Genomic DNA, 21,832 nt, shown 5'->3' on the forward strand with positions numbered 1-21,832 from the left:
GAATCGGTGGTGAACCGTTAACCTACCAGATGTTGTGTGACGACGAAACAGAATAAGAACATATTGTGGAGCCTTCGATGGCCAAGACCCTTCATCTTCAAAAACTCTCCGTCGGGACTGACAACGTAGCAGACCTTTTGGCATGGCAAAATACGAAACGCGCACAAGCGGTGGACGGATTGCCACGGCACGTGACCCGCATGTGGCCCAAACGCAAGGATGAGGTTCTGGGCGGCGGGTCGATGTATTGGGTCATCAAGGGATCGATCATGTGCCGCCAGCAGATCAACCGTTTTGACGAATACATCGGCGCAGACGGCGTGCGCCGCTGCGCCATCGTGCTGGAACCGGAGTTGATCCGCGTGGTGCCCACTTTGAAACGCCCCTTCCAAGGGTGGCGCTACCTCAAAGCCGAAGACGCGCCAATGGATTTGCCAAAGGGGCGCGAAGAGGAAGAGGCCTTGCCTGCCTCGCTCAACGCGGCACTGGCGGAAATCGGGGTGCTGTGATCTGACGATCCACGCCTGCCTGCGGGCGGGCGAACAAAATTCCGGAATTTTGTTGCCTCCGGCGGAGGTATTTCTGAACCAGAGAAATCAGGCGTCGAGCTGCGCCATCAAACGTTTGAGGGTGTCCCGCTGGGCTTGGGTCCAATCCTTGCGGCGTCCCCTGAACAGGGTGGCCTGGCTTGCGTGGATCATGCCGTCAGACAGGATTTTCAGACCATTGGCGCGCAGGGTTTCACCGGTTGAGGTGATGTCGGCCACGGCCTCTGCCGTTTCATTGCGGATTGTGCCTTCGGTGGCACCCTGGCTGTCGATCAGCTGATAATCTGCCACGCCATTGTCACGCAGGAAGTCGCGGACAAGACGGTGGTATTTGGTGGCAATGCGCAAACGGAACCCGTGATCGGCGCGAAAAGCGGCGGCCACCGCGTCCAGATCATCCAGCGTGTCCACATCAATCCATGCGTCCGGCACGGCAATGACGAGATCGGCCCCGCCGAAACCCATTTTTGCAAGCTCAACGACGCGCGTGTTCCAGGCCCCCAGTTTTTCGCGCACCAGATCGGACCCCGTGACGCCAAGGTGGATGCGGCCTGCATTCAATTCGCGTGGGATTTCACCGGCGCTGAGAAGCACCAGCTCCACCCCGTCGATGCCATCCACCGCGCCTGCATATTCCCGATCTGATCCGGATTTACGCAGGGTGATGCCCCGGTCCGCGAACCAGTGGAACGTCTTTTCCATCAAACGACCTTTGGATGGAATGCCAAGTTTCAGCGTCATAACGCACCCTCTGCTGCGGCGACCAAGGTGGGGCGGATCACGCCGCCCACCGCAGGCACGCCTGTGCCGCCCCCCAAAACCGTCGTCAGCGCATCATAGCGTCCGCCAGTGGCCACGGGGGGCAGGTTCAGCGCCGGATCGGCAGAGAACCCAAAGACGAACCCGTCGTAGTATTCCATTGAGGTGCGCCCGTAGCTGGCCTCAAACATCAAGGTTTCCACGTCGATATTTCGCGCGCTCAGCGCGTCCAGACGGGCGGCGAGGCCATCGACCGCCGTGCTGATCGATGGCAAATCCACCGCGATGTCCCGCAATGCGGTCAGCGCAAAAGGCGCTGTTTCCCGTACCGCCAACAGCGCATCCAGAAGGGCGCGTTCCCCGCCCGAAATCGGATCAGCCGCTGCATCTGCCCGCAGCGCGTCAATGCGGCGCGCGATCTGGTCACGGCTGCGCAGGCCCAGCACCGGCGGCAGGCCTGCCAGCGGGTCGTCTTGGGCCAACAGGGCGGCGCGGCTGGCAGGCATATCGGTCATGCCGCAAAACCGGTCCAACAAGGTCTTGAACCGACGCGGACGCCACAGATGCCGCATCAGGGCGGCACGGCGCGCAGGCGTGGTGTTCAACCCTTGAACGGCCGCGCGCAGGATGCCGATGTCACCCGTGGCGGGGGTCACGGGCGTGTCCTTCAGCAGCCCCGCGAGGGTCGCAAAGACCTCCGCATCTGCGGCGGCACGGTCGGTGCCATCAAAGACCTCATACCCCACCTGCACGAATTCCGTGGGCCGGTCGCCGCCGTCTTCCTGTTTGCGAAAGACCTTGCCCATGTAGGTGTAGCGCGCAGGTTCCGCCCCGTGTGCCATGTGCTGCTGCACAATGGGCACCGTGAAATCCGGGCGCAGCATCATTTCGCCGCGCACGGGGTCTTGGGTGGTGAAGGCGCGGGCACGGATGTCCTCGCCATAGAGGTCAAGCAGGGTGTCGGCCGGTTGCAGGTAATCCGCGTCGGTCAGCACGGCCCCCTGCGCTGTCAGGACATCCTGATAGGCGCGCGCGCGCGCCCATGTGTCGCGGCTGGCTTCGACGGTCACGTGTCCTGATCCTCAAGCAGTTGTTGGATCCGTGCGACAAGATCAGCGCGGGGGATTTCGAACTGCTGGGGGCGTTCGGACCATTCTTCTTGGGTGGCGGTCTCGGCGATTTTGGCGCCAAGGATCAGGTCTTTGACTTGCAGGATGCCGCGCTCCAACTCATCGCCGCCTTGAATGATCGCGATGGGGGAATTGCGCTGATCGGCGTATTTGAGCTGGTTGCCAAAGTTCTTGGGGTTGCCCAAATAAACCTCCGCCCGGATGCCCGCGCCGCGCAATTCGCTGACGATGGCCTGATAATCGGCCATGCGGTCGCGGTCCATGACGGTCACGACAACAGGACCGGTGGTGTCTGTGGTCAGACGGCCCTTCATATGCAACGCGGCCAGAAGGCGGTCAACGCCGATGGACACGCCGGTGGCAGGGACCTCTTGTCCCGTAAACCGTTTGACCAGATCGTCATAACGCCCGCCGCCCGCGACAGACCCGAAGGACCGTGGGCGGCCTTTATCGTCGGTGATCTCAAACGTCAGTTCAGCCTCAAACACGGGGCCGGTGTAATAACCGAGACCGCGCACGACCGATGGGTCGATGATGATGCGGTCGGGGCCGTAGCCACCCGCGGCCAAAAGGTCGGCCATCTGTTGCAGCTCATCAACGCCCTTGGCGCCTGTATCACTGTCCCCGATTGCGGCGCGCAAATTGGCGAGGGTTCCAGCGGTGTCATCTGCCTTGGATGTCAAGAATGCGATGACAGGTTCGGCCTGCGCTTCATCCAGCCCAACGCCATCGATATAGGCGCCAGAGGCATCCAGACGGCCTTTGCCCAACAGCTCCCGCACGCCAGCCTCGCCCACCTTGTCGAACTTGTCGATGGTGCGCAGGACGTCGGCCTTTTGGGCCTCATCGGACAGACCCATGATCTCAAGCACGCCGTTCAGCACTTTGCGGTTATTGATGCGGATGACGTAATCGCCCCGCTCAATCCCCACGGCCTCCAGCGTGTCGGACAGCATCGCGCAAATCTCGGCATCTGCTGCGACGGACCCGGACCCGACGGTGTCGGCATCACATTGATAAAACTGACGAAAACGCCCCGGTCCGGGCTTTTCGTTGCGCCAGACGGGGCCCATGGCATAGCGGCGGTAGGGCGTGGGCAAATCGTTGCGGTGCTGCGCATAAACCCGCGCCAAAGGGGCCGTCAGATCATACCGAAGTGCCAGCCAATCGCCGGGCTTGTCGCCCTCGTTGTCCTCTTGCCACGCAAACACACCCTCATTGGGGCGGTCCACGTCGGGCAGGAATTTGCCCAGCGCCTCAACCGTTTCTACGGCAGAACTTTCCAGCGCTTCGAACCCGTAGCGATGATAAACCCCGGCGATGGTCTGCAGCATCTGCGTGCGCTGCGCGACCTCGGCACCGAAATAGTCGCGGAACCCTTTGGGGGTCTGCGCCTTGGGACGGGGGGTTTTCTTTGGCTTGGCCATGGGATCGGTCCTGCTTTGGTTCGCCCGCGCTTTACCGCGCACGCCCCCGTCACGCAACAGCGGGGCTTGGCAAATCCGGCCAAACACCCGATATGGCGCGTATGAGTGACCAAACACACCTCGAAGAAAAGATCGCCCACCTCACCCGCACCGTGGATGAGCTGTCAGATATCGTTGCCCGTCAGGAAGGTGAAATCAGCCGTCTGACCCACCGGGTCGCCATGTTGATGGAACGCGAGGCCAGCCGTGAATATGACGCGGGCGGCTCCAGTCCCTTGGCCGATCAAAAACCGCCCCACTGGTAGCGCGCGCCCCTGCTTCATCTGGCCCAAGGGCGCCGCCCGTCTTCGCCAGAGGACCGATCAGCCGCGAACCTTTCGGTCAGTTGTTCTTGATCGACGTGGCCAAGACCGCGCCATCGTGCAGCAGGATTTGCGACCATTGCGTCGGCACCGCACTGAACGTGCCCCCGAAGAAACTATAGGCCGTGATAAAATAGGTGTTCCGGTTCAACCGGTCCGCCCGCGCCCCGCAAGGCTGGCCCCGTCCGACACGGCAGACGCTGGCCTTGATCGCCTCATAGGCGTTGTCGGTTGACGTATAGGAAATGCTTTCGTTGCTCGGCTGATAGCGGACAAATTCATGGGTTTGCACGTTGCCTGCGACCACCACGGCACCGGTGAAGGTCCGTGCGCAATTGTCACCAAAGCCGGTGATGTAGAACGGGCGCGGCGTGGTCAGATTCGGGTTTGTGTCATAGATCGAAAAGCCGCCACCGTCGTCGACCCGCGTGCCCAGTTGGCTGCGCGTCATCCCGCAAACCCGCGCGATCTGACCAAAAGGCAAAACCGCCCCTGCCTCGACGTCGGTGTTGTCCGGCCCGTTGCGCGGCACATCAGGCGCGGCCCCACCGCCGCCGCCAAATAGACCCGCCAAACCACGGGGCGGGGCCGGTGCGCGTGCCGCAATCACCTCCGCCTCGTCCGCGTCTGACCGATTGCCGCCGAACAAACCGAACAGCCCGCCGCGTGCCGCAGGGGCTGGGTCCGCGTCGGGCAGACTTGCGACCGTGTCTTCGGGGGCTTGGACATCCGCCAAAGCGGCCTCAACGGCGGCATTGGTGGGGTCCGCGTCGGGCCGGTTCAACAGACGTGAAAACAGGCCGCCCTCGGTGCGCGTTTGCGCAGGGGCGGCGACCGCTGCGGTTTCGGGGTTCGACGTGACATCCTGCAGCCGGTTCATACCCCCCAGCGGATCACCACTGCATCCCGCCATAAGCGCAACTGCGCCCAACCCGAACATCATCTGGCGCATGATTGCGTCCCTCGCCTGCTGTTTAGAGTGTTGTACAAGCGCTGCCCACATCCGTCCACCTGCCCCTTTGGACAAGCAAGGTTTCGCCAAAATCAGATTTCCAGAACCTCGATCACGCCATTGAGCGACCGCAGCGCACCCTTGATCTGGGGGTTGATCGGGAATTGAGCATCAAGTTCCACGTCGATCTCCCCCAGTTCCACATCATCAATCGTGAACATGATCGGCCCGCGCCCGCATTTGAGCGATTTGTCGTTCATCGCCCCCTGCAACACGTCGTTCACCGTGGGGATCGCCGCCACATCAGACACAAAGACCTGCAGGCCAGATGATCCCGCCGTCGCCACCGCCATATCGGCAGGCACCACGGACCGACCCAGAAGTTTCAACTGCTCGGATTCCATGGTCGCCTCAACCCCGATGACGACCTGTGTGCCGGTCTCCAGATGGTCCCGCGCGGCCTCCAGCGTGTCTGAAAACATGGTGACTTCGTATTGGCCCGTGGGATCGCTTAGCTGCACAAAGGCAAACCGGTTGCCCCGCGCGGATTTGCGTTCCTGCCGCCCTGCGACCGTGCCCGCCATCTTGGCCACCAACGCGCCGCGTTCGGCCTTGGCCATGACTTCGTCCAAGGTCAGGACCTTTTCAGTGCGTTTCAACGCGGCCATGTAATCGTCCAGCGGGTGGCCGGACAGATAAAAGCCCACAGCCTTGAATTCTTCGGCCAACCGTTCAGCGGGCAGCCAATCGGCTGCGGCAGACAGGCGCGGTTCGGGCAGGTCATCGCCCGCCTCGCCAAACAGGCTGACTTGGTTGGAATTCTTCTGGTCATGGATCGCGGCGGAATAACCCACCAGCGCATCCAGACTGTCGAACACACGGCGGCGGTTCGGGTCCAACTGGTCAAAGGCACCGGCCCGCGCCAGCATCTCCAACGGGCGTTTGCCCACCCGTTTCAAATCCACCCGACGGGCCAGATCAAAAAGCGTCACAAACGGCTTGTCCTCGCGGGCATCCACGATCAGCTTCATCGCCTCGACACCGACGTTTTTCAACGCCCCAAGACCATAAACCAGCTTGCCGTCTTGCACATCAAAGGTCGCCAAAGACGTGTTCACGCAAGGGGCCACCCAAGGCAGCTCCAGCCCCTTTTTGACCTCTTGAAAATACACCGCCAACTTGTCGGTCAGGTGGATGTCGCAATTCATCACACCGGCCATAAACTCAACCGGATGGTTCGCCTTCAGCCACGCCGTCTGGTAGCTGACGACCGCATAGGCTGCCGCATGGGATTTGTTGAACCCGTAGTTGGCGAACTTATCCAGAAGGTTCCAAACCTCCATCGCTTTCTTGTCGTCGACCCCGTTTTCCTTGGCACCGGCGATGAATTTCGGGCGTTCGGCGTCCATCGCCTCTTGAATTTTCTTACCCATGGCGCGGCGCAGCAAGTCGGCCCCGCCAAGGGAATAACCGGCCATTTCCTGCGCGATCTGCATCACCTGTTCCTGGTAAACAATGATGCCTTGGGTTTCGTCCAAGATATGGTCAATCGACGGGTGCAGCGTGTCGCGGTCGCTGATGCCGTTCTTGACTTCACAGAACTTCGGGATGTTTTCCATCGGACCGGGACGGTAGAGCGCCACAAGTGCGATGATGTCCTCGATGCAGTCCGGTTTCATGCGCCGCAGCGCGTCCATCATGCCGCTGGATTCCACCTGAAACACGGCGACGGTTTTGGCCGCAGCGTAGAGTTTATAGGATGCCTCATCATCCAGCGGGATCGCGTTGATTTCATTCACCGCCCCCTCGGCAGGGGTGTACAGCTGGGTGCCATCAGCGGCGATATGGATGTCGCGCCCTGATTTCAGGATCAGGTCCATGGCGTTTTGAATGACCGTGAGGGTTTTCAGACCCAGAAAGTCGAATTTCACCAGCCCCGCCTGTTCCACCCATTTCATGTTGAACTGCGTGGCCGGCATGTCGGACCGAGGGTCCTGATAGAGCGGCACCAGATGATCCAGCGGACGGTCGCCAATCACCACACCCGCCGCGTGGGTGGATGCGTTGCGCAGCAAGCCTTCGATCTGTTGGCCATAGGTCAACAGGCGGTCCACGACCTCTTCTGCATTGGCGGCTTCGCGCAGGCGGGGCTCATCCGCCAAGGCCTTGACGATGCTGACAGGTTTGACCCCTTCAACGGGGATCATCTTCGACAGCTTGTCGACCTGACCATAGGGCAGCTGCAACACCCGCCCCACATCGCGCACGGCCGCCTTGGACAAGAGCGCACCGAAAGTGATGATCTGCCCCACTTTGTCGCGACCGTACTTTTCTTGGACGTAACGGATGACTTCCTCACGCCGGTCCATGCAAAAGTCGATGTCGAAGTCTGGCATGGACACACGTTCGGGGTTCAAAAACCGTTCAAACAGCAGGCTGTAACGCAGCGGATCCAAATCCGTGATCAACAGCGCATAAGCCACCAGCGACCCCGCACCGGACCCCCGGCCCGGCCCGACGGGGATGTGATGGTCTTTGGACCATTTGATAAAGTCGGCAACGATCAGGAAGTAGCCCGGAAACCCCATGCCTTCGATGATGCCCAGTTCAAACTCAAGCCGTTTTTCATACTCTTCCACGGGGGCCGCGTGGGGGATGATGGCCAGCCGGTTCTTCAGGCCGTCCTGCGCCTGACGCCGCAGTTCCGCGACCTCATCATCGGCAAACTTGGGCAGGATCGGATCGCGGGTGTAAGCTTTGAACGCGCAGCGTTTGGCGATCTCAACCGTATTGGCCACAGCCTCCGGCAGGTCCGCGAACAGCGTGACCATCTCTTCTTGGGACTTGAAATAATGCTGCGGCGTCAGACGGCGGCGCGGTTCGTTCTGATCCACATAGGCGCCTTCTGAAATGCAGATCAGCGCGTCATGGGCCTCGTAAATCTCGGGCTTGGGGAAATAGACGTCGTTGGTGGCCACCAGCGGCAGGTCCATGGCATAGGCTATTTCCACATGGCCCTGTTCGGACAGCTTTTCTGCCTCGGGCAGGCCGCCGTCGATGGGGTGGCGCTGCAATTCCACATACAACCGATCCGGATAAATCGCCGCCAGCCGCGTCATCAACGCCTCGGCCGCGGGCCGCTGACCCGCGCGCAACAGCCGCCCCACTGGCCCATCCGGCCCACCGCTGAGGCAAATTAACCCGTCCGACAAGTCCGCCAGTTCATCCACCGTCACCTGCGGCAGCTGATCGCCCTTATCCACATAAAGGCACGAATTCAGCTTCATCAGGTTTTCGTAACCCGCCTCGGATTGCGCCAGCAAAACGATCGGTGCTGGATCCGGCGCACGCCCGCGCGGATCGCCGCCTTCCATCTGCACATCCACCTGACAGCCGATGATCGGTTGCACGCCTGCCTTGGCGGCATATTCGGAAAATTCCAACGCACAAAAGAGGTTATTGGTGTCTGTCACCGCGACCGCAGGCATCCCCGCTGCCTCCGCCAAACCGCTGAGTTTCTTGACCGGAACCGCGCCTTCAAGCAGCGAATATTCCGTATGGGTGCGCAGGTGAATGAATCGGGGTGTGGACATGGACCTACCCTAGCTTGGGTGGGCCACAGGCAAAACCCCAAGATGCGGGTTTGACGACCTGTCGGGTCACGAAATACTTAGCCACCTGACAAACTATCTTGACGCGGCAGCGCCATGGCTGATACTTACCCCCATGGCGAACCAAATTGACATCACCTTCTCGGCCCTGTCCGACCCCACCCGCCGCGCGGTCATCGAACGGCTGGTGACGGGGCCCGCGTCCGTTTCTGATCTGGCCGCCCCCCATGACATCGCCCTGCCCACCTTCATGCGCCATCTGCGCGTGCTGGAGGACTGCGGCCTCGTCCGGTCCGTCAAAAAGGGCCGCGTGCGCACCTGTCATATCGAGGCCGCCCCCCTGATGGAAATCCAAGGCTGGCTGGAATGGCAACGCCGCGTCTGGGAAGGCCGGCTGGATCGGCTGCAAGCCCTGGCAGAGGACATCGAAAGGACCACCTCATGACCACCGACACCTTCACCTTTGACCGCAATTTCCCCCTGCCGCCCGCCCGTATGTTCACCCTGATGACAGACGCCAAAATGCGCGAAATCTGGGGCGCATCGGGCGACGCAGTGCTTGAAATGCTTGAGGCCGACATGCGCATAGGCGGGCTGGAACGCCACCGCTGCGGCCCTGCGGACAATCCAGAATTTGAGGTTGAAACCCGCTGGCACAACATCGACGCCCCCCATGCGGCCACCTACACCGAAGTCATCGAAGCAGGCGGTATGCGGCTGGGTGCCAGCCTTGTGACCTACACGTTGCCCCCTCTGACACAGCCTGTGCGGCAACGATCACCGTCGCCGTATCCTCCTTTGTCGGGCCTGAGATGATCGCCGAATTCCGCGCAGGATGGGACGGTGGTCTGGCGAAACTGGACGCTTTGGCAGCAGGCCACGACGCAGGATAATCGGCACAGGTTTGCCACTGGCGCACCCGCGCGCAAACCCATCTTGCCAGCCGCACCCGCCTCTGTTTCACTGGGCCATGCTTCGCGCCCTGATCCTGCTCCTTGTGGCCTTTGGCCCGCACACCAGCACCGCTCAGACCTTCCCCGTGGCCCGCTGCATCAACATGGGCGCGGCCCTTGAGGCCCCGATTGAGGGCGACTGGGGCTATGTCATCCAACGCCGCCACATCGACCGCATCGCACAAGCAGGCTTTGACACAATCCGCCTGCCGGTCAAATTCTCCGCCCATTTCAAGAACGGCGCATTTGACCCCGCCTTTCTGGCCCGCGTGGATGAGGTCGTGGGGTGGACGCAGGACGCGGACCTGAATGTGATCCTCGTCCTCCACCACTACTGGGACCTGATGGATACCGGAACCGATGCACACAAAGCCAACCTGATCGCCATGTGGCGCGTGCTGGGCCAACACTACGCTGATGCGCCGCAATCGGTCCTGTTCGAACTTCTCAACGAACCCGAAGGAACCCTCACCACCGCTGACGCCGCGGCGCTCTATGACACCATCCTGTCTGACCTGCGTCCGGCCCACCCGACCCGCTGGATCATCATGGGTGGGGACGAATGGAACAACATCGACAGCCTGGCCGACCTGCCCGACCCCGACCCCTACGACATGCACACGTTCCATTTCTACGAACCGTGGCAATTCACCCACCAAGGCGCGCCCTATGTGCAAGCGGACCTACCCCGCAGTGGCTGGGGCAGCGACGCCGACCGCGCCACACTTAGCCAACGCTTCGATGTCGCCACTGCCCAAAATCGCCCGCTGTTTCTGGGCGAATTCGGCGTCTATGACGCAGCCCCCCGCCCCGATCACATCCGCTGGCTGCGCGCCGTGCGCCAAGCGGCCGAAGCCCACGGCATCCCGTGGTGCCACTGGGGCTTCACCCAAGGCGAACAGGCGGGCTTTCAGGCTTTTGACGTGGACCGCGACGACTGGCGCGCGGGTGTGCTGGACGCCTTGATGGGCGACTAGCGCCCCCTTGCCAATTCCGCCCGCCTGCGCTTTCATACCACAGCCGGGGTCTACGCCGCATCGACCCCGCATCTGGCCCATCTGGTACCGCGGCGGATTTTGCCATGAACGTGACGTTTCTTCTCAACGGAGAGACCGTGGAGGTGGACACCCACCCCACCCAAACCCTGCTTGACTGGCTGCGCGAGGACCGCCGTCTCACCGGAACCAAAGAAGGCTGCAACGAAGGCGATTGCGGGGCCTGTTCCGTGATGGTCACGGATGACAAAGGCGCGCGTGCGCTCAACGCCTGCATCCTGTTCCTGCCACAACTGCAGGGCAAAGCCGTCCGCACCGTCGAAGGCATCGCAGCCCCCGATGGCACCCTGCATCCGGTGCAACAGGCCATGATCGACCACCACGGCAGCCAATGCGGGTTCTGCACGCCCGGCTTCGTCGTCTCCATGGCCACGGCCCACTTGGGCGGGCGCACCGACCACAACGACGTGCTGGCCGGCAACCTGTGCCGGTGTACCGGCTACGCCCCGATCATCCGCGCCGCCCAATCGGTCGAGGCCTCCCCCGTCCCTGATCATATGCGCGACACCCCTCTTCATCTGGCTAAAAAAACTCAAATCCCCGCGCCCGAAACAAGCGACGCCCTGGCCGATTGGTACATGGCCCACCCCGAGGGCACGCTCATCGCCGGCGCCACAGATGTGGGCCTTTGGGTCACGAAAGATTTCCGCGATCTGGGCGATGTGGCATTCTTGAACCGCTGCACGGACCTGCAACAGATCGAAGACCAAGGCGACAGCCTGCGCATCGGGGCCGCAGTGACGATGACCGATGTGCTCACCGCCGTGCGCGACCTGCACCCGTCCTATGCCGAAATGATCCGCCGCTACGGCTCCGACCAAGTGCGCAATGCCGCCACGATTGGCGGCAACATCGCCAACGGCTCGCCCATCGGGGACAATCCCCCCGCACTTATTGCCATGGGGGCAACCCTGCACCTGCGTCGCGGCGACACCCGGCGCGATATGGCGCTTGAGGATTTCTTCATCGACTACGGCAAACAAGACCGCCACCCCGGCGAATTTGTTGAGGCTGTGACGATCCCAAAATCAGCCCCCGCCCTGCGGTGCTACAAACTCAGCAAACGGTTCGACCAAGACATCTCCGCCGTGTGCGGCGGGCTCAACATCACCGCCCAAGACGGCACCATCACCGATGCCCGCATCGCCTTTGGCGGCATGGCCGGCACCCCAAAACGCGCCGCCTCGACAGAGGCGGCGCTGGTCGGACGACCTTGGTCGTTCGAAACCATTGAGGACGCCGCGACAGCCCTCGCGCAGGACTTCACCCCGCTCAGCGACATGCGCGCCTCGGCAAGCTACCGGATGGAGGCCGCCAAAGGCCAGCTGCGCCGCTATTTCCACGACCTGGATTCGCAGCCGACGAATGTGTTGGAGGTCCGCGCATGAGTGTCGCCAAACCCCTCCCCCATGACGCGGCGCGCCTGCATGTGACAGGCCAAGCCCGCTACGTAGACGACATCCCGACACCACAGGGTACCCTGCATCTGGCTTTCGGGACCAGCACCATCGCGCGCGGAACGGTCACATCCATGACCCTCGACCGCGTCAAAGCCGCATCAGGCGTGGTGGCCGTTCTGACGGCCGATGACCTGCCCTTTGCCAACGATGTCTCGCCCTCCGCCCATGACGAACCGCTGCTGAGCACCGGTGAGGTCCACTACCACGGCCAGCCGCTCTTCGTGGTCGTCGCGGCCTCCCACCTTGCCGCACGGTACGCCGCACGTTTGGGCGATGTGACTTACACCGAAGAGACCCCGATCCTCAGCATCGAGGACGCGCTGGCCGCCGATGCGCGGTTCGAAGACGGGCCGCGCATTTACACCAAAGGCGACGTGGATGACGCGCTGTCGGCGGCACCCCACCGACTGCAAGGCCGTTTGGAGATGGGCGGGCAGGAGCATTTCTACCTCGAAGGGCAAGCGGCGCTGGCGCTGCCGCAAGAGGGTGGCGACATGGTCGTCCACAGCTCCACCCAGCACCCGACCGAAATTCAGCACAAGGTGGCGGAGGCGTTGGGCGTCCCTATGCACGGTGTCCGCGTGGAAATCCGCCGCATGGGCGGCGGGTTCGGCGGCAAGGAAAGCCAAGGCAACGCGCTGGCGGTGGCTTGTGCCGTGGCCGCCCGCCGCACGGGCCAGCCCTGCAAGATGCGCTATGATCGCGACGACGACATGGTGATCACCGGCAAACGCCACGATTTCCGGATCGACTACGACGTGGGGTTTGACGACAATGGGCGTCTGACCGGTGTGGATTTCACCCATTACACCCGCTGCGGCTGGGCGCAGGATTTGTCGCTGCCCGTGGCCGATCGCGCCATGTTGCATGCCGACAACGCCTACCTGTTGCCCGCAGCCCGGATCACGTCGCACCGGCTGCGCACCAATATGGCCTCCGCCACCGCGTTTCGTGGGTTTGGCGGACCGCAGGGGATGTTGGGGATTGAACGGGTGATGGACCATGTGGCCCATCAGTTGGGACGCGACCCGGCTGAGGTGCGGCGCGTTAACTACTACGCGGCGGCGGCGGGGATGTCGGATGCCTCCGGCGGAGGTATTTCAGAACCAGAGAAACAGGCGAAGCTGTCCACAGCCGACCTTGCGTCCCGTGGTGCTGTTCAAGTGTCCAGCGGGTCCGGCGGTGCTGCGCGTTTTGGCGGGGCCTATTCGCCTCAGGCCGAAAAGGTCGATAATTCGACGCCCTATGCCATGCCAGTCACCGATTTTATCTTGCATGAGATGACAGACCGTTTGTTGGCAGATGCGGACTACGCCGCGCGCAAGCAGGCGGTTGCAGCGTGGAACGCTGGGCATGCGACCCTCAAGAAAGGGATTGCCTTTAGCCCTGTGAAGTTCGGGATTTCGTTCACGTTAACGCACCTGAACCAAGCAGGCGCATTGGTGCATGTGTATCAAGACGGGTCGATTCACCTTAACCATGGCGGCACGGAGATGGGACAGGGCTTGTTCCAAAAGGTCGCCCAAGTGGCAGCGTCGCGGTTCGGTGTGGAGGCCGAGGCGGTCAAGATCACGGCCACGGACACCGGAAAGGTGCCCAACACCTCGGCCACGGCGGCGTCCAGCGGGTCGGATTTGAACGGCATGGCGGTGCAGGCCGCTTGTGACACGATCCGGGGCCGGATAGCGGCGTGTTTGGGGCAAATCCACAACGTTGATGCAGACACCGTGCGGTTTGAAGACGGGTCGGTGCATGTGGGCGACATGGCCATGTCCTTCGCCAAAGCCGCGCAGACCGCCTATGAAAACCGCGTCAGCCTGAGCGCCACAGGCTTCTACAAAACACCCGACGTCGCGTGGGACCGGATCGCGGGCAAAGGTCGGCCGTTCTTCTATTTCGCTTATGGCGCTGCGGTGTCTGAGGTGGTCATCGACACGTTGACCGGCGAAAACCGTCTGCTGCGGGTCGATGTGTTGCACGATGCTGGCGCGTCCTTGAATCCGGCCCTCGACATCGGCCAGATTGAGGGCGGATTTGTACAAGGCGCGGGCTGGCTTACGACGGAAGAGCTGGTCTGGGACGACGCGGGCCGCCTGCGGACCCATGCGCCATCGACCTACAAAATTCCCGCCTGTTCGGACCGGCCTGACGTGTTCAACGTCGCCCTGTGGGACGGTGCCAACCGGGCTGAGACGGTCTACCGGTCCAAAGCGGTGGGGGAGCCGCCGTTCATGCTGGGGATCTCCGCGCATCTGGCGCTGGCGGACGCCTGTGGGGCCTGCGGGCCAAATTACCCTGACTTGCAGGCACCTGCGACCGCCGAAGAGGTGTTGCAGGCCGTCGGCCGGGCGCGCGGATGACAGATGTGGTGACGATCACGGTCGCGTCCACGCGCGGCTCCGCCCCTCGCGACGCGGGCACCTTTATGGAGGTCAGCACCACGCAGGTGCACGGCACCATTGGCGGCGGCGCGCTGGAATATGAGGCCATCCGCCTCGCCCGCCAAATGATCCGTGGTGGCAGTGCCGCCATGGAACGGGTCTTTCCGCTGGGCCCCGATCTGGGCCAATGCTGCGGCGGGTCCGTGACCTTGACATTTGCTAAGGGCGCGGGTCAGGCCGAGGCGACCGCACCGCCTCTGTGGATTTGGGGTGCAGGCCACGTAGGGCGCGCCATTGGTCATGTCATGGCCCCCTTCGCGGACAGGGAAATCACCATCGTCGACACCACATCGGACCGGATGCCGCAGGATTTGCCGGGCAGCATCGCCCCCTTGGTCGCCGCAGCCCCTGTTCGGGTCGTGCCGCGGGCGCCGGACAGCGCGGACCACATCATCGTCACCTATTCCCACGACCTTGATCTGGCGCTGTGCGATGCGCTGCTTCGGCGGGGATTCGGCAGTTGCGGATTGATCGGGTCCGCAACAAAATGGGGCCGTTTCCGACGCAGGCTCGCGTCAATGGGGCATGAGGATGCCCAAATTGCACGCATTGCTTGCCCAATCGGCAATCCCGCCCTTGGAAAACACCCGCAGGCCATTGCTGTGGGTGTTGCGGCTGCGCTAATCTCTCCCGTGGCGGTGAAGGCCATGGGGGATAAGACGGGATGACGCAGGCCGCGCAAGATCGGGCCTTGATGGTGCTGGACGGGCTGACGAAAGCCTATCCGGGTGTCGTGGCGAACAAAGATGTCTCCTTCCAGATGCGGCGCGGCGAAGTACACGCGCTGTTGGGTGAAAATGGCGCTGGCAAATCCACCCTAGTGAAAACCATTTACGGATTGGTTAAGCCCGACAGCGGAACCATGACGCTGGAAGGTGAGGCGTTCACCCCCAGTGATCCGCACGCCGCGCGCCAGGCGGGTATCGCCATGGTTTTCCAGCACTTTTCCTTGTTTGAAGCACTGGACGTTGCCGAAAATGTTGCCCTTGGAATGGAAAATCCACCGCCCCTGCGCGACCTTGCCCAGCGCATCCGCGAGGTGTCTGAAACCTACGGCCTGCCGCTCGACCCGTCGCGCATCGTGGGCGATCTGAGCGCGGGCGAACGCCAGCGTGTCGAAATTGTGCGCTGTCTGTTGCAGGACCCCAAAGTGCTGATCATGGATGAGCCGACCTCGGTTCTGACCCCGCAAGAGGTTGAAATTCTGTTCGAAACCCTGCGCAAGCTGCGCGATGAGGGCACGGCGATCCTCTATATTTCCCATAAACTGGAGGAAATCCGCGCCCTGTGTGACCACGCCACCATCCTGCGGCTGGGCGCGGTCGTGGGCACCTGCGACCCGCGCGCCACATCGGCCCGTCAGATGGCCGAAATGATGGTGGGCGGGACGTTGCATGTGCCCGAACGCGACATCGGCACCCCGGGTGAGATGTTGATGCAGATCAAAGGCTTGTCGGTCAAATCACCGGCAGAATTCGGCACCTCATTGAAAGACATCCACCTGGATATCCGCGCAGGCGACGTCTTGGGCATTGGCGGGGTTGCGGGCAACGGTCAGGACGAATTGCTGGCCGCCCTGTCGGGCGAAATCACGGCGCAGGCGGAGCAGGTTTTCTACGCCGATCAGGACATCGGCGCGCTGAAACCTGACGGTCGGCGGGCGCTTGGGATTTGTGCGGCCCCCGAGGAACGGATGGGTCATGCCGCGGCACCTGACATGTCGCTGATCGAAAACGCAGCGCTGACGGGGCGCAAACGCAAGGGTCTGACATCAAACGGGTTTATCGACTGGAGAAAGACCCGCAGCTTTGCCGAAGAGATCATCGAACGGTTCGATGTCCGCACGCCAGGGGCGGGCAATGCGGCGCGGTCTTTGTCCGGTGGCAACCTGCAAAAATTCGTCATCGGACGCGAAATTCTGCAAGACCCGCAGGTCTTGATCGTCAATCAACCCACATGGGGCGTCGATGCCTCGGCGGCGGCGGCAATCCGGCAGGCGCTTTTGGATTTGGCGGCCAAGGGGGCGGCGGTGATTGTGATCAGCCAAGACCTTGATGAACTTATGGAAATTTCGTCAACCTTTGCAGCGCTGAACGAAGGACGGCTGTCAAAACCACGTGCGGCGCAGGGCCTCACGGTGGAGGACATCGGCCTGATGCTGGGCGGCGCACACGGCATGGAGGTGGCAGATGTCTGATCCCCATCACATCCCACGGGGCACCGCGCCATGATCGCTTTGGAAAAACGTCCCCAGCCCAGCCGTGGCTGGACCTTGGCCTCGCCCGTTGTGGCGGTGGTCCTCACGATGATCGCGGGTGCAGGCCTGTTTGCGGCTTTGGGTCAGGACCCGCTGCAGGCGCTGGTCAAAATCTTTTACGAGCCGCTTTTTGGGGAATTCAATTTCTTCTACCTGCCGCAACTTCTGATCAAAGGCGCGCCCCTTGTTGCCATCGCATTGGGCCTGTCGATCGGGTTCCGCGCGGGCATCTGGAACATCGGGGCGGAGGGGCAATACATCATCGGCGCGCTCTGCGGCGCTGGCGTGGCGCTGGCGCTTTATCCGTCCGAGGCACGGTGGCTGGTCTTTCCGGCGATGCTGTTGGCGGGGGCCTTTGGCGGGTTCGCTTGGGCGATGATCCCAGGCCTTTTGCGGGTACGGTTTGGGACCAATGAAATTCTTGTGTCACTGATGTTGGTCTATGTGGCCGAACAATTGCTTGCGTCGATGGCTTTGGGCCTCATGCGCAATCCCGAAGGTCAGGGCTTTCCGGGGTCGCGCAACATGGCGCGCATGGATGCGGCGACCTCTTGGATTGACCAATCCAACGGGATGCATTGGGGCGTGGTGATTGCCCTGATCGGGGTGATCTTCGCCTACGTCCTTTTTGCCCGCCACATCCTTGGCTTTCAGATCAAACTGGCAGGCCAAGCCCCCCGTGCCGCAGCGTTTTCGGGTGTCAGCCCCGCGCGGTTGGTGTTGTTCTGTCTGGGCACCTCCGGCGCTTTGGCGGGGTTGGCTGGGTTGACCGAAGTCGCGGGGCCGTCGGGCATCGTCTCCATTGATTTCAACGTGGGCTACGGGTTCACAGCCATCATCGTGGCGTTTCTGGGCCGGTTGCATCCGGTGGGCATCTTGCTGGCGGGGACCTTGATGGCGCTGACCTATATCGGGGGCGATGTGGCGCAATCGTCCTTGGGCCTGCCCGGGGCTGCGATACAGGTGTTCCAAGGGATGCTGCTGTTCTTCTTGTTGGCTGTGGATGTGATGACCAATTACCGCATCCGCTGGCGAGAACGGGGGGCCGTGTGATGGATCTTTGGAGTGAAGGACCTTTGTCTGGCGGGCCCTCCGGGGGGAGTTTTTTGGGCCAGATGAAGGGGAAGGACAGCGCGAGCCTGGAACGTGGCGCGTTAACCTTAATCCAATGTGAAGAGGGTCTGTCATGGTGAAGCCAATGGTTGTGGGCGGCCTGATGGGCGTCACGATGCTGTGGATGCTGCATGGGGCGGTCACCGGCGACGGCGTGGGCCTATGGGCTGCCGTGGTGTTTGTTGCGGCGCATTTTGTTTTAGCGGCTTTGATCGTGGCGGCGGCGGTTTTTGCAAACCGCCTGTCGCCTGCTGCACGCCGTGTTTTGGCGCGGGTCCATCGGCCCTCGGCGCGGCATGTGGCGGCTATGTTTGGCGCTGCGGCCTTGGTCGTGACGGCGGAGCATTTTGGTGCCCACGGGTTTGGAGGCGTGTGATGGAGCTTGGATCAATCAACCCGATCTTGTTGCTGGCCTCACTTATGGTGGCGGCCACACCGATCATGTTGGCCGCAATCGGGGAACTGGTCGTTGAACGCTCGGGCGTTTTGAACCTTGGCGTCGAAGGCATGATGATCGTGGGATCGGTGCTGGGCTTTGTCGCCGCCACGGGGACGAGTTCTGCGTGGCTTGGGTTCATCGTCGCCGCACTGGGTGGGGCTGGACTGGCGTTGCTGTTCGGCCTGCTGACGCAGTTCTTTCTGTCCAATCAGGTGGCCACGGGGCTGGCCTTGACGCTCTTCGGGCTGGGCCTGGCCTCGCTCATGGGACAGGGGTATCTGGGCGTGAAGGCCCCCAGTTTCCCCGACTGGCACATCCCGATTTTGGGCGACATTCCGGTGATCGGTCCGATTGTCTTTCAACATGACCCGATGGTCTATGTGGGCCTGTTGATCGTGGGCGGTGTCTGGTGGTTTTTGAACAAGACCCGCGGCGGGCTGATCCTGCGCGCGGTGGGTGAAAACCACGAAGCGGCCCATGCTTTGGGCTATTCGGTGCGCCGCGTGCGGATGCTGGCGATCATGTTTGGCGGGGCCTGTGCGGGCCTTGGCGGCGCGTATCTCAGCCTCGTGCGGGTGCCAACTTACGCCGAAGGACTGACCGCCGGTGCGGGCTGGATCGCGCTGGCGATTGTGGTCTTTGCCAGCTGGAAACCGGGCCGGCTTTTGCTGGGCGCCTATTTATTCGGCGGCGTGACTGTTTTGCAGTTGAACCTACAAGCGGCAGGGGTTGCCATTCCGGTCGAATACCTTTCGATGTCGCCCTATATTGCCACCATCCTCGTTTTGGTCATTATGTCCGCCGGCGGAGCGCCGGGATCACTTGGCAAGACGTTCCATGCCTCACGGTGAGGCACCACTCGAATATCCACAGGGGGATACATTATGTTGAGAAGAACACTTATGGCGACAGCGGCCGCAACAGCGATGCTGGGCGGAATGGCCGTGGCCGACGGGCATGAGCCTGTGAAAGTCGGTTTCGTCTACGTCGGCCCAATCGGCGACGGCGGCTGGACCTACGAACACCATCAGGGCCTGCTGGCCGTTCAGGAAGAATTCGGCGATGCGGTTGAAACTGTGTTCGTGGAAAGCGTGCCAGAAGGCCCCGACGCCGAACGTGTGATGACGCAGATGGCGCTGGAAGGGGCCGACCTGATTTTCACCACGTCCTTTGGCTACATGGACCCGACGATCAACGTCGCAGCCCAGTTCCCCGACGTGCGCTTTGAACATGCCACGGGCTACAAAACAGCCGACAACGTGTCCAACTATTCGGCCCGCTTCTACGAAGGCCGCGCCGTTCAGGGTCACATCGCCGGTCAGATCACTGAATCCAACGTGATCGGCTACATCGCGTCCTTCCCCATCCCAGAGGTTATTCGCGGCATCAACGCAGCCTACCTGCACGCCAAAGAAGTGAACCCGGACGTCGAATTCAAGATCATCTGGGCCTACACATGGTTCGATCCCGCGAAAGAGGCCGATGCGGCCACCACGCTGATCGAACAGGGCGCTGACGTGATCCTGCAGCACACCGATTCCACGGCACCACAGGCCGCAGCGGCTGCTGCGAATGACGCGGGCGCCACGGTCTACACCTTCGGTCAGGCGTCTGACATGATCGAATTCGCGCCGCTGCCGCGCGTGTCGTCCATCATCGACAACTGGGCGCCCTATTACATTGAGCGCACACAGGCCGTCATCGACGGGTCATGGGAAACCGTATCCACATGGGACGGTATGGACACAGGCATGGTGGAAATCGGTGAAATGACCGACGCGATCCCAGAAGACGTCCGCGCCTCTGCTCAAGAGATGATCGATGCGATCACCGCCGGTGAATATCACCCCTTCACAGGCCCCATCAACAAGCAGGACGGCTCTGTCTGGTTGGCCGAAGGCGAAACCGCTGCCGACTTTGGTGACGATGGCATCGCTGGCATGAACTTCTACGTCGAAGGTCTGACCGCTGAAATCCCGCAGTAAGCGGCGACAGTTTCGACCACCAAAGAGGCCCGCGATTGCGCGGGCCTCTATTTTATGTGAACGCCACGTCACGCAGCTATGTTGACTCGCGTCAAAGAAGCCTATCTTTAGTCCAGTGACTGGAGATGTGTGATCATGGACGGACAGGGCACCCCAAAACCTCCGGAGGCGGATGACGCTTCTCGTTTGTCGGATCCGCGTCGTCTGGCGTCCCTTGCCACCACCAATCTAATGGACAGCCCCCACGAAGAGGTCTTTGACCGCGCCGTGCGTCTGGCGACCCAACTGACAGGCCGCCCCGTGGGGCTTTTGTCGCTGATCGACGGCCAGCGGCAGTTTTTCAAAGCACAGATCGGCCTGCCAGATCACGCGGCTGAGGCCCGTGAAACCCCGCTGACCCATTCCTTCTGCCAGCATGTCGTCACCGAAGACGCGCCACTGATCGTAAAAGACGCCCGCGAAGACCCGCTCGTACGGGACAACCTTGCGATTGATGATCTTGGGGTCGTGGCCTATCTAGGCGTGCCTGTGCATGGCCCCGATGGCGAAACGCTGGGGTCCTTTTGCGTCATCGACGGCTCCCCCCATGAATGGAGCGCGGCCGACCTCAAGACCCTCGAAGACCTGTCCGCCATGATCGAAACCGATCTGAAACTGCGCGACACCGTGGCCCAGCGCGATCTTTTGATCGGTGAAATGAACCACCGTCTGAAGAACATCTTTACGCTGATCGGCGGCATGATCCGGCAATCCGCCCGTGAGGCGTCTGATCCGCGCGAGATGGCCGAACAGATCACCGGTCGGGTGCAGGCGTTAAACGCGGCCCATTCGCTGGTGCTGCCCGACGGCGGCACGCGCGGCCATGAGGGCGGCGAAGTGGCGCTGGATGACTTGGCCGATACCGTGCTGGCCCCCTACCCTGGTGCCCAGAAAATCGTGCGGGGCGGCAAGGTGATGTTGGGGCCAAAGGCGGCCGTGGCCTTCGCGCTCAGCCTGCATGAACTGGCCACCAACGCCGCGAAATACGGCGCGTTTTCCGACAGCTTGGGACGGGTTGAACTGGATTGGGACGTGGCCGAAGACAAACTCAGCCTCACATGGCGCGAAGAACTGCCCCATGCCATGGCCGTGACAGCCAATGACGCGGGCTTTGGATCGCGTCTGTTGCAACTCAACGTCGAAGCGCAGCTGCGTGGCACCCTGCACCGGACATCACCCCCCAAGGCGTGCATGTCTCTCTCGCGGTCCCGATTGAGGCTCTCGTCGACTGACGCCAAAATCGGGCTGGCCCCTTGGTCCCCCCTGTCGCTAAGCTGCCCCTGAACGGCAAGAGGCAACGG

The 21,832-nt window shown here is 62.0% G+C and carries 19 protein-coding genes; 14 read left to right on the forward strand and 5 right to left on the reverse strand.

Annotation, left to right across the window (positions count from 1 at the left end):
• The first annotated feature begins 77 nt into the window (after positions 1-77).
• Entirely contained in the window at positions 78-509 is a 432-nt protein-coding gene (locus ACTG36_RS09600; protein WP_375280108.1) for a DUF1489 family protein, read from the forward strand.
• A gap of 87 nt (positions 510-596) precedes the next feature.
• Here the strand turns inward: ACTG36_RS09600 and hisG are convergent, their stop codons facing one another.
• The 3 genes from hisG to hisS are packed head-to-tail and all read right to left on the reverse strand — an operon-like array spanning position 597 to position 3,864.
• On the reverse strand, positions 597-1,289 hold the full coding sequence (gene hisG, locus ACTG36_RS09605; protein ID WP_375280107.1) for an ATP phosphoribosyltransferase: 693 nt from the start codon (positions 1,287-1,289) through the stop codon (positions 597-599).
• Positions 1,286-2,377 (reverse strand): ATP phosphoribosyltransferase regulatory subunit, encoded by a 1,092-nt coding sequence (locus ACTG36_RS09610; protein WP_375280106.1) that lies wholly within the window; start codon positions 2,375-2,377, stop codon positions 1,286-1,288. Before ACTG36_RS09610 ends, hisG begins: the two co-directional genes overlap by 4 nt.
• Complete coding sequence (hisS, locus tag ACTG36_RS09615) at positions 2,374-3,864, reverse strand: histidine--tRNA ligase (RefSeq protein ID WP_375280105.1); 1,491 nt, start codon at positions 3,862-3,864, stop codon at positions 2,374-2,376. The genes ACTG36_RS09610 and hisS overlap by 4 nt, the downstream gene beginning before the upstream one ends.
• Before the next feature lie 101 nt (positions 3,865-3,965).
• On the opposite strand from hisS, the gene ACTG36_RS09620 reads away from it, so the two are divergent.
• Entirely contained in the window at positions 3,966-4,169 is a 204-nt protein-coding gene (locus ACTG36_RS09620; RefSeq protein WP_439142124.1) for a SlyX family protein, read from the forward strand.
• 76 nt (positions 4,170-4,245) lie between these two features.
• Here the strand turns inward: ACTG36_RS09620 and ACTG36_RS09625 are convergent, their stop codons facing one another.
• Together ACTG36_RS09625 and dnaE are read right to left on the reverse strand one after the other, a co-directional pair.
• Positions 4,246-5,178 (reverse strand): hypothetical protein, encoded by a 933-nt coding sequence (locus tag ACTG36_RS09625; RefSeq protein ID WP_375280104.1) that lies wholly within the window; start codon positions 5,176-5,178, stop codon positions 4,246-4,248.
• Positions 5,179-5,270: 92 nt separating this feature from the next.
• Positions 5,271-8,771 (reverse strand): DNA polymerase III subunit alpha, encoded by a 3,501-nt coding sequence (gene dnaE, locus ACTG36_RS09630; protein WP_375280103.1) that lies wholly within the window; start codon positions 8,769-8,771, stop codon positions 5,271-5,273.
• Between the two features lie 133 nt (positions 8,772-8,904).
• Here dnaE and ACTG36_RS09635 point away from each other — a divergent pair, with 133 nt between their 5' ends.
• From ACTG36_RS09635 to ACTG36_RS09690, 12 genes are all read left to right on the forward strand, one after another.
• The gene (locus ACTG36_RS09635; RefSeq protein ID WP_296420047.1) at positions 8,905-9,234 is read left to right on the forward strand and encodes an ArsR/SmtB family transcription factor; all 330 of its coding nucleotides are present in this window, start codon (positions 8,905-8,907) and stop codon (positions 9,232-9,234) included.
• On the forward strand, positions 9,231-9,605 hold the full coding sequence (locus ACTG36_RS09640; RefSeq protein ID WP_375280102.1) for a hypothetical protein: 375 nt from the start codon (positions 9,231-9,233) through the stop codon (positions 9,603-9,605). Before ACTG36_RS09635 ends, ACTG36_RS09640 begins: the two co-directional genes overlap by 4 nt.
• A 154-nt stretch (positions 9,606-9,759) precedes the next feature.
• On the forward strand, positions 9,760-10,719 hold the full coding sequence (locus ACTG36_RS09645; protein ID WP_375280101.1) for a glycoside hydrolase family 5 protein: 960 nt from the start codon (positions 9,760-9,762) through the stop codon (positions 10,717-10,719).
• 104 nt (positions 10,720-10,823) lie between these two features.
• A complete protein-coding gene (gene xdhA, locus ACTG36_RS09650; protein ID WP_375280100.1) occupies positions 10,824-12,185 on the forward strand; it encodes a xanthine dehydrogenase small subunit in 1,362 nt (453 codons plus the stop codon).
• Entirely contained in the window at positions 12,182-14,617 is a 2,436-nt protein-coding gene (gene xdhB / locus ACTG36_RS09655) for a xanthine dehydrogenase molybdopterin binding subunit (protein ID WP_375280099.1), read from the forward strand. Before xdhA ends, xdhB begins: the two co-directional genes overlap by 4 nt.
• Positions 14,614-15,366 (forward strand): xanthine dehydrogenase accessory protein XdhC, encoded by a 753-nt coding sequence (xdhC, locus tag ACTG36_RS09660; protein ID WP_375280098.1) that lies wholly within the window; start codon positions 14,614-14,616, stop codon positions 15,364-15,366. Before xdhB ends, xdhC begins: the two co-directional genes overlap by 4 nt.
• Complete coding sequence (locus ACTG36_RS09665) at positions 15,363-16,895, forward strand: ABC transporter ATP-binding protein (RefSeq protein ID WP_375280097.1); 1,533 nt, start codon at positions 15,363-15,365, stop codon at positions 16,893-16,895. Before xdhC ends, ACTG36_RS09665 begins: the two co-directional genes overlap by 4 nt.
• Positions 16,896-16,925: 30 nt before the next feature.
• The gene (locus tag ACTG36_RS09670; RefSeq protein ID WP_375280096.1) at positions 16,926-18,008 is read left to right on the forward strand and encodes an ABC transporter permease; all 1,083 of its coding nucleotides are present in this window, start codon (positions 16,926-16,928) and stop codon (positions 18,006-18,008) included.
• Between the two features lie 133 nt (positions 18,009-18,141).
• Positions 18,142-18,444 (forward strand): hypothetical protein, encoded by a 303-nt coding sequence (locus ACTG36_RS09675; RefSeq protein WP_375280095.1) that lies wholly within the window; start codon positions 18,142-18,144, stop codon positions 18,442-18,444.
• Entirely contained in the window at positions 18,444-19,358 is a 915-nt protein-coding gene (locus ACTG36_RS09680; protein ID WP_375280094.1) for an ABC transporter permease, read from the forward strand. Before ACTG36_RS09675 ends, ACTG36_RS09680 begins: the two co-directional genes overlap by 1 nt.
• 33 nt (positions 19,359-19,391) lie before the next feature.
• A complete protein-coding gene (locus ACTG36_RS09685) occupies positions 19,392-20,492 on the forward strand; it encodes a BMP family ABC transporter substrate-binding protein (protein WP_375280093.1) in 1,101 nt (366 codons plus the stop codon).
• A 135-nt stretch (positions 20,493-20,627) separates the two neighbouring features.
• Positions 20,628-21,815 (forward strand): GAF domain-containing protein, encoded by a 1,188-nt coding sequence (locus ACTG36_RS09690; protein WP_439142130.1) that lies wholly within the window; start codon positions 20,628-20,630, stop codon positions 21,813-21,815.
• Positions 21,816-21,832 lie beyond the last annotated feature (17 nt).

It is taken from the genome of Pseudooctadecabacter sp. (genome assembly GCF_965657175.1).
Taxonomy (GTDB): domain Bacteria; phylum Pseudomonadota; class Alphaproteobacteria; order Rhodobacterales; family Rhodobacteraceae; genus Octadecabacter.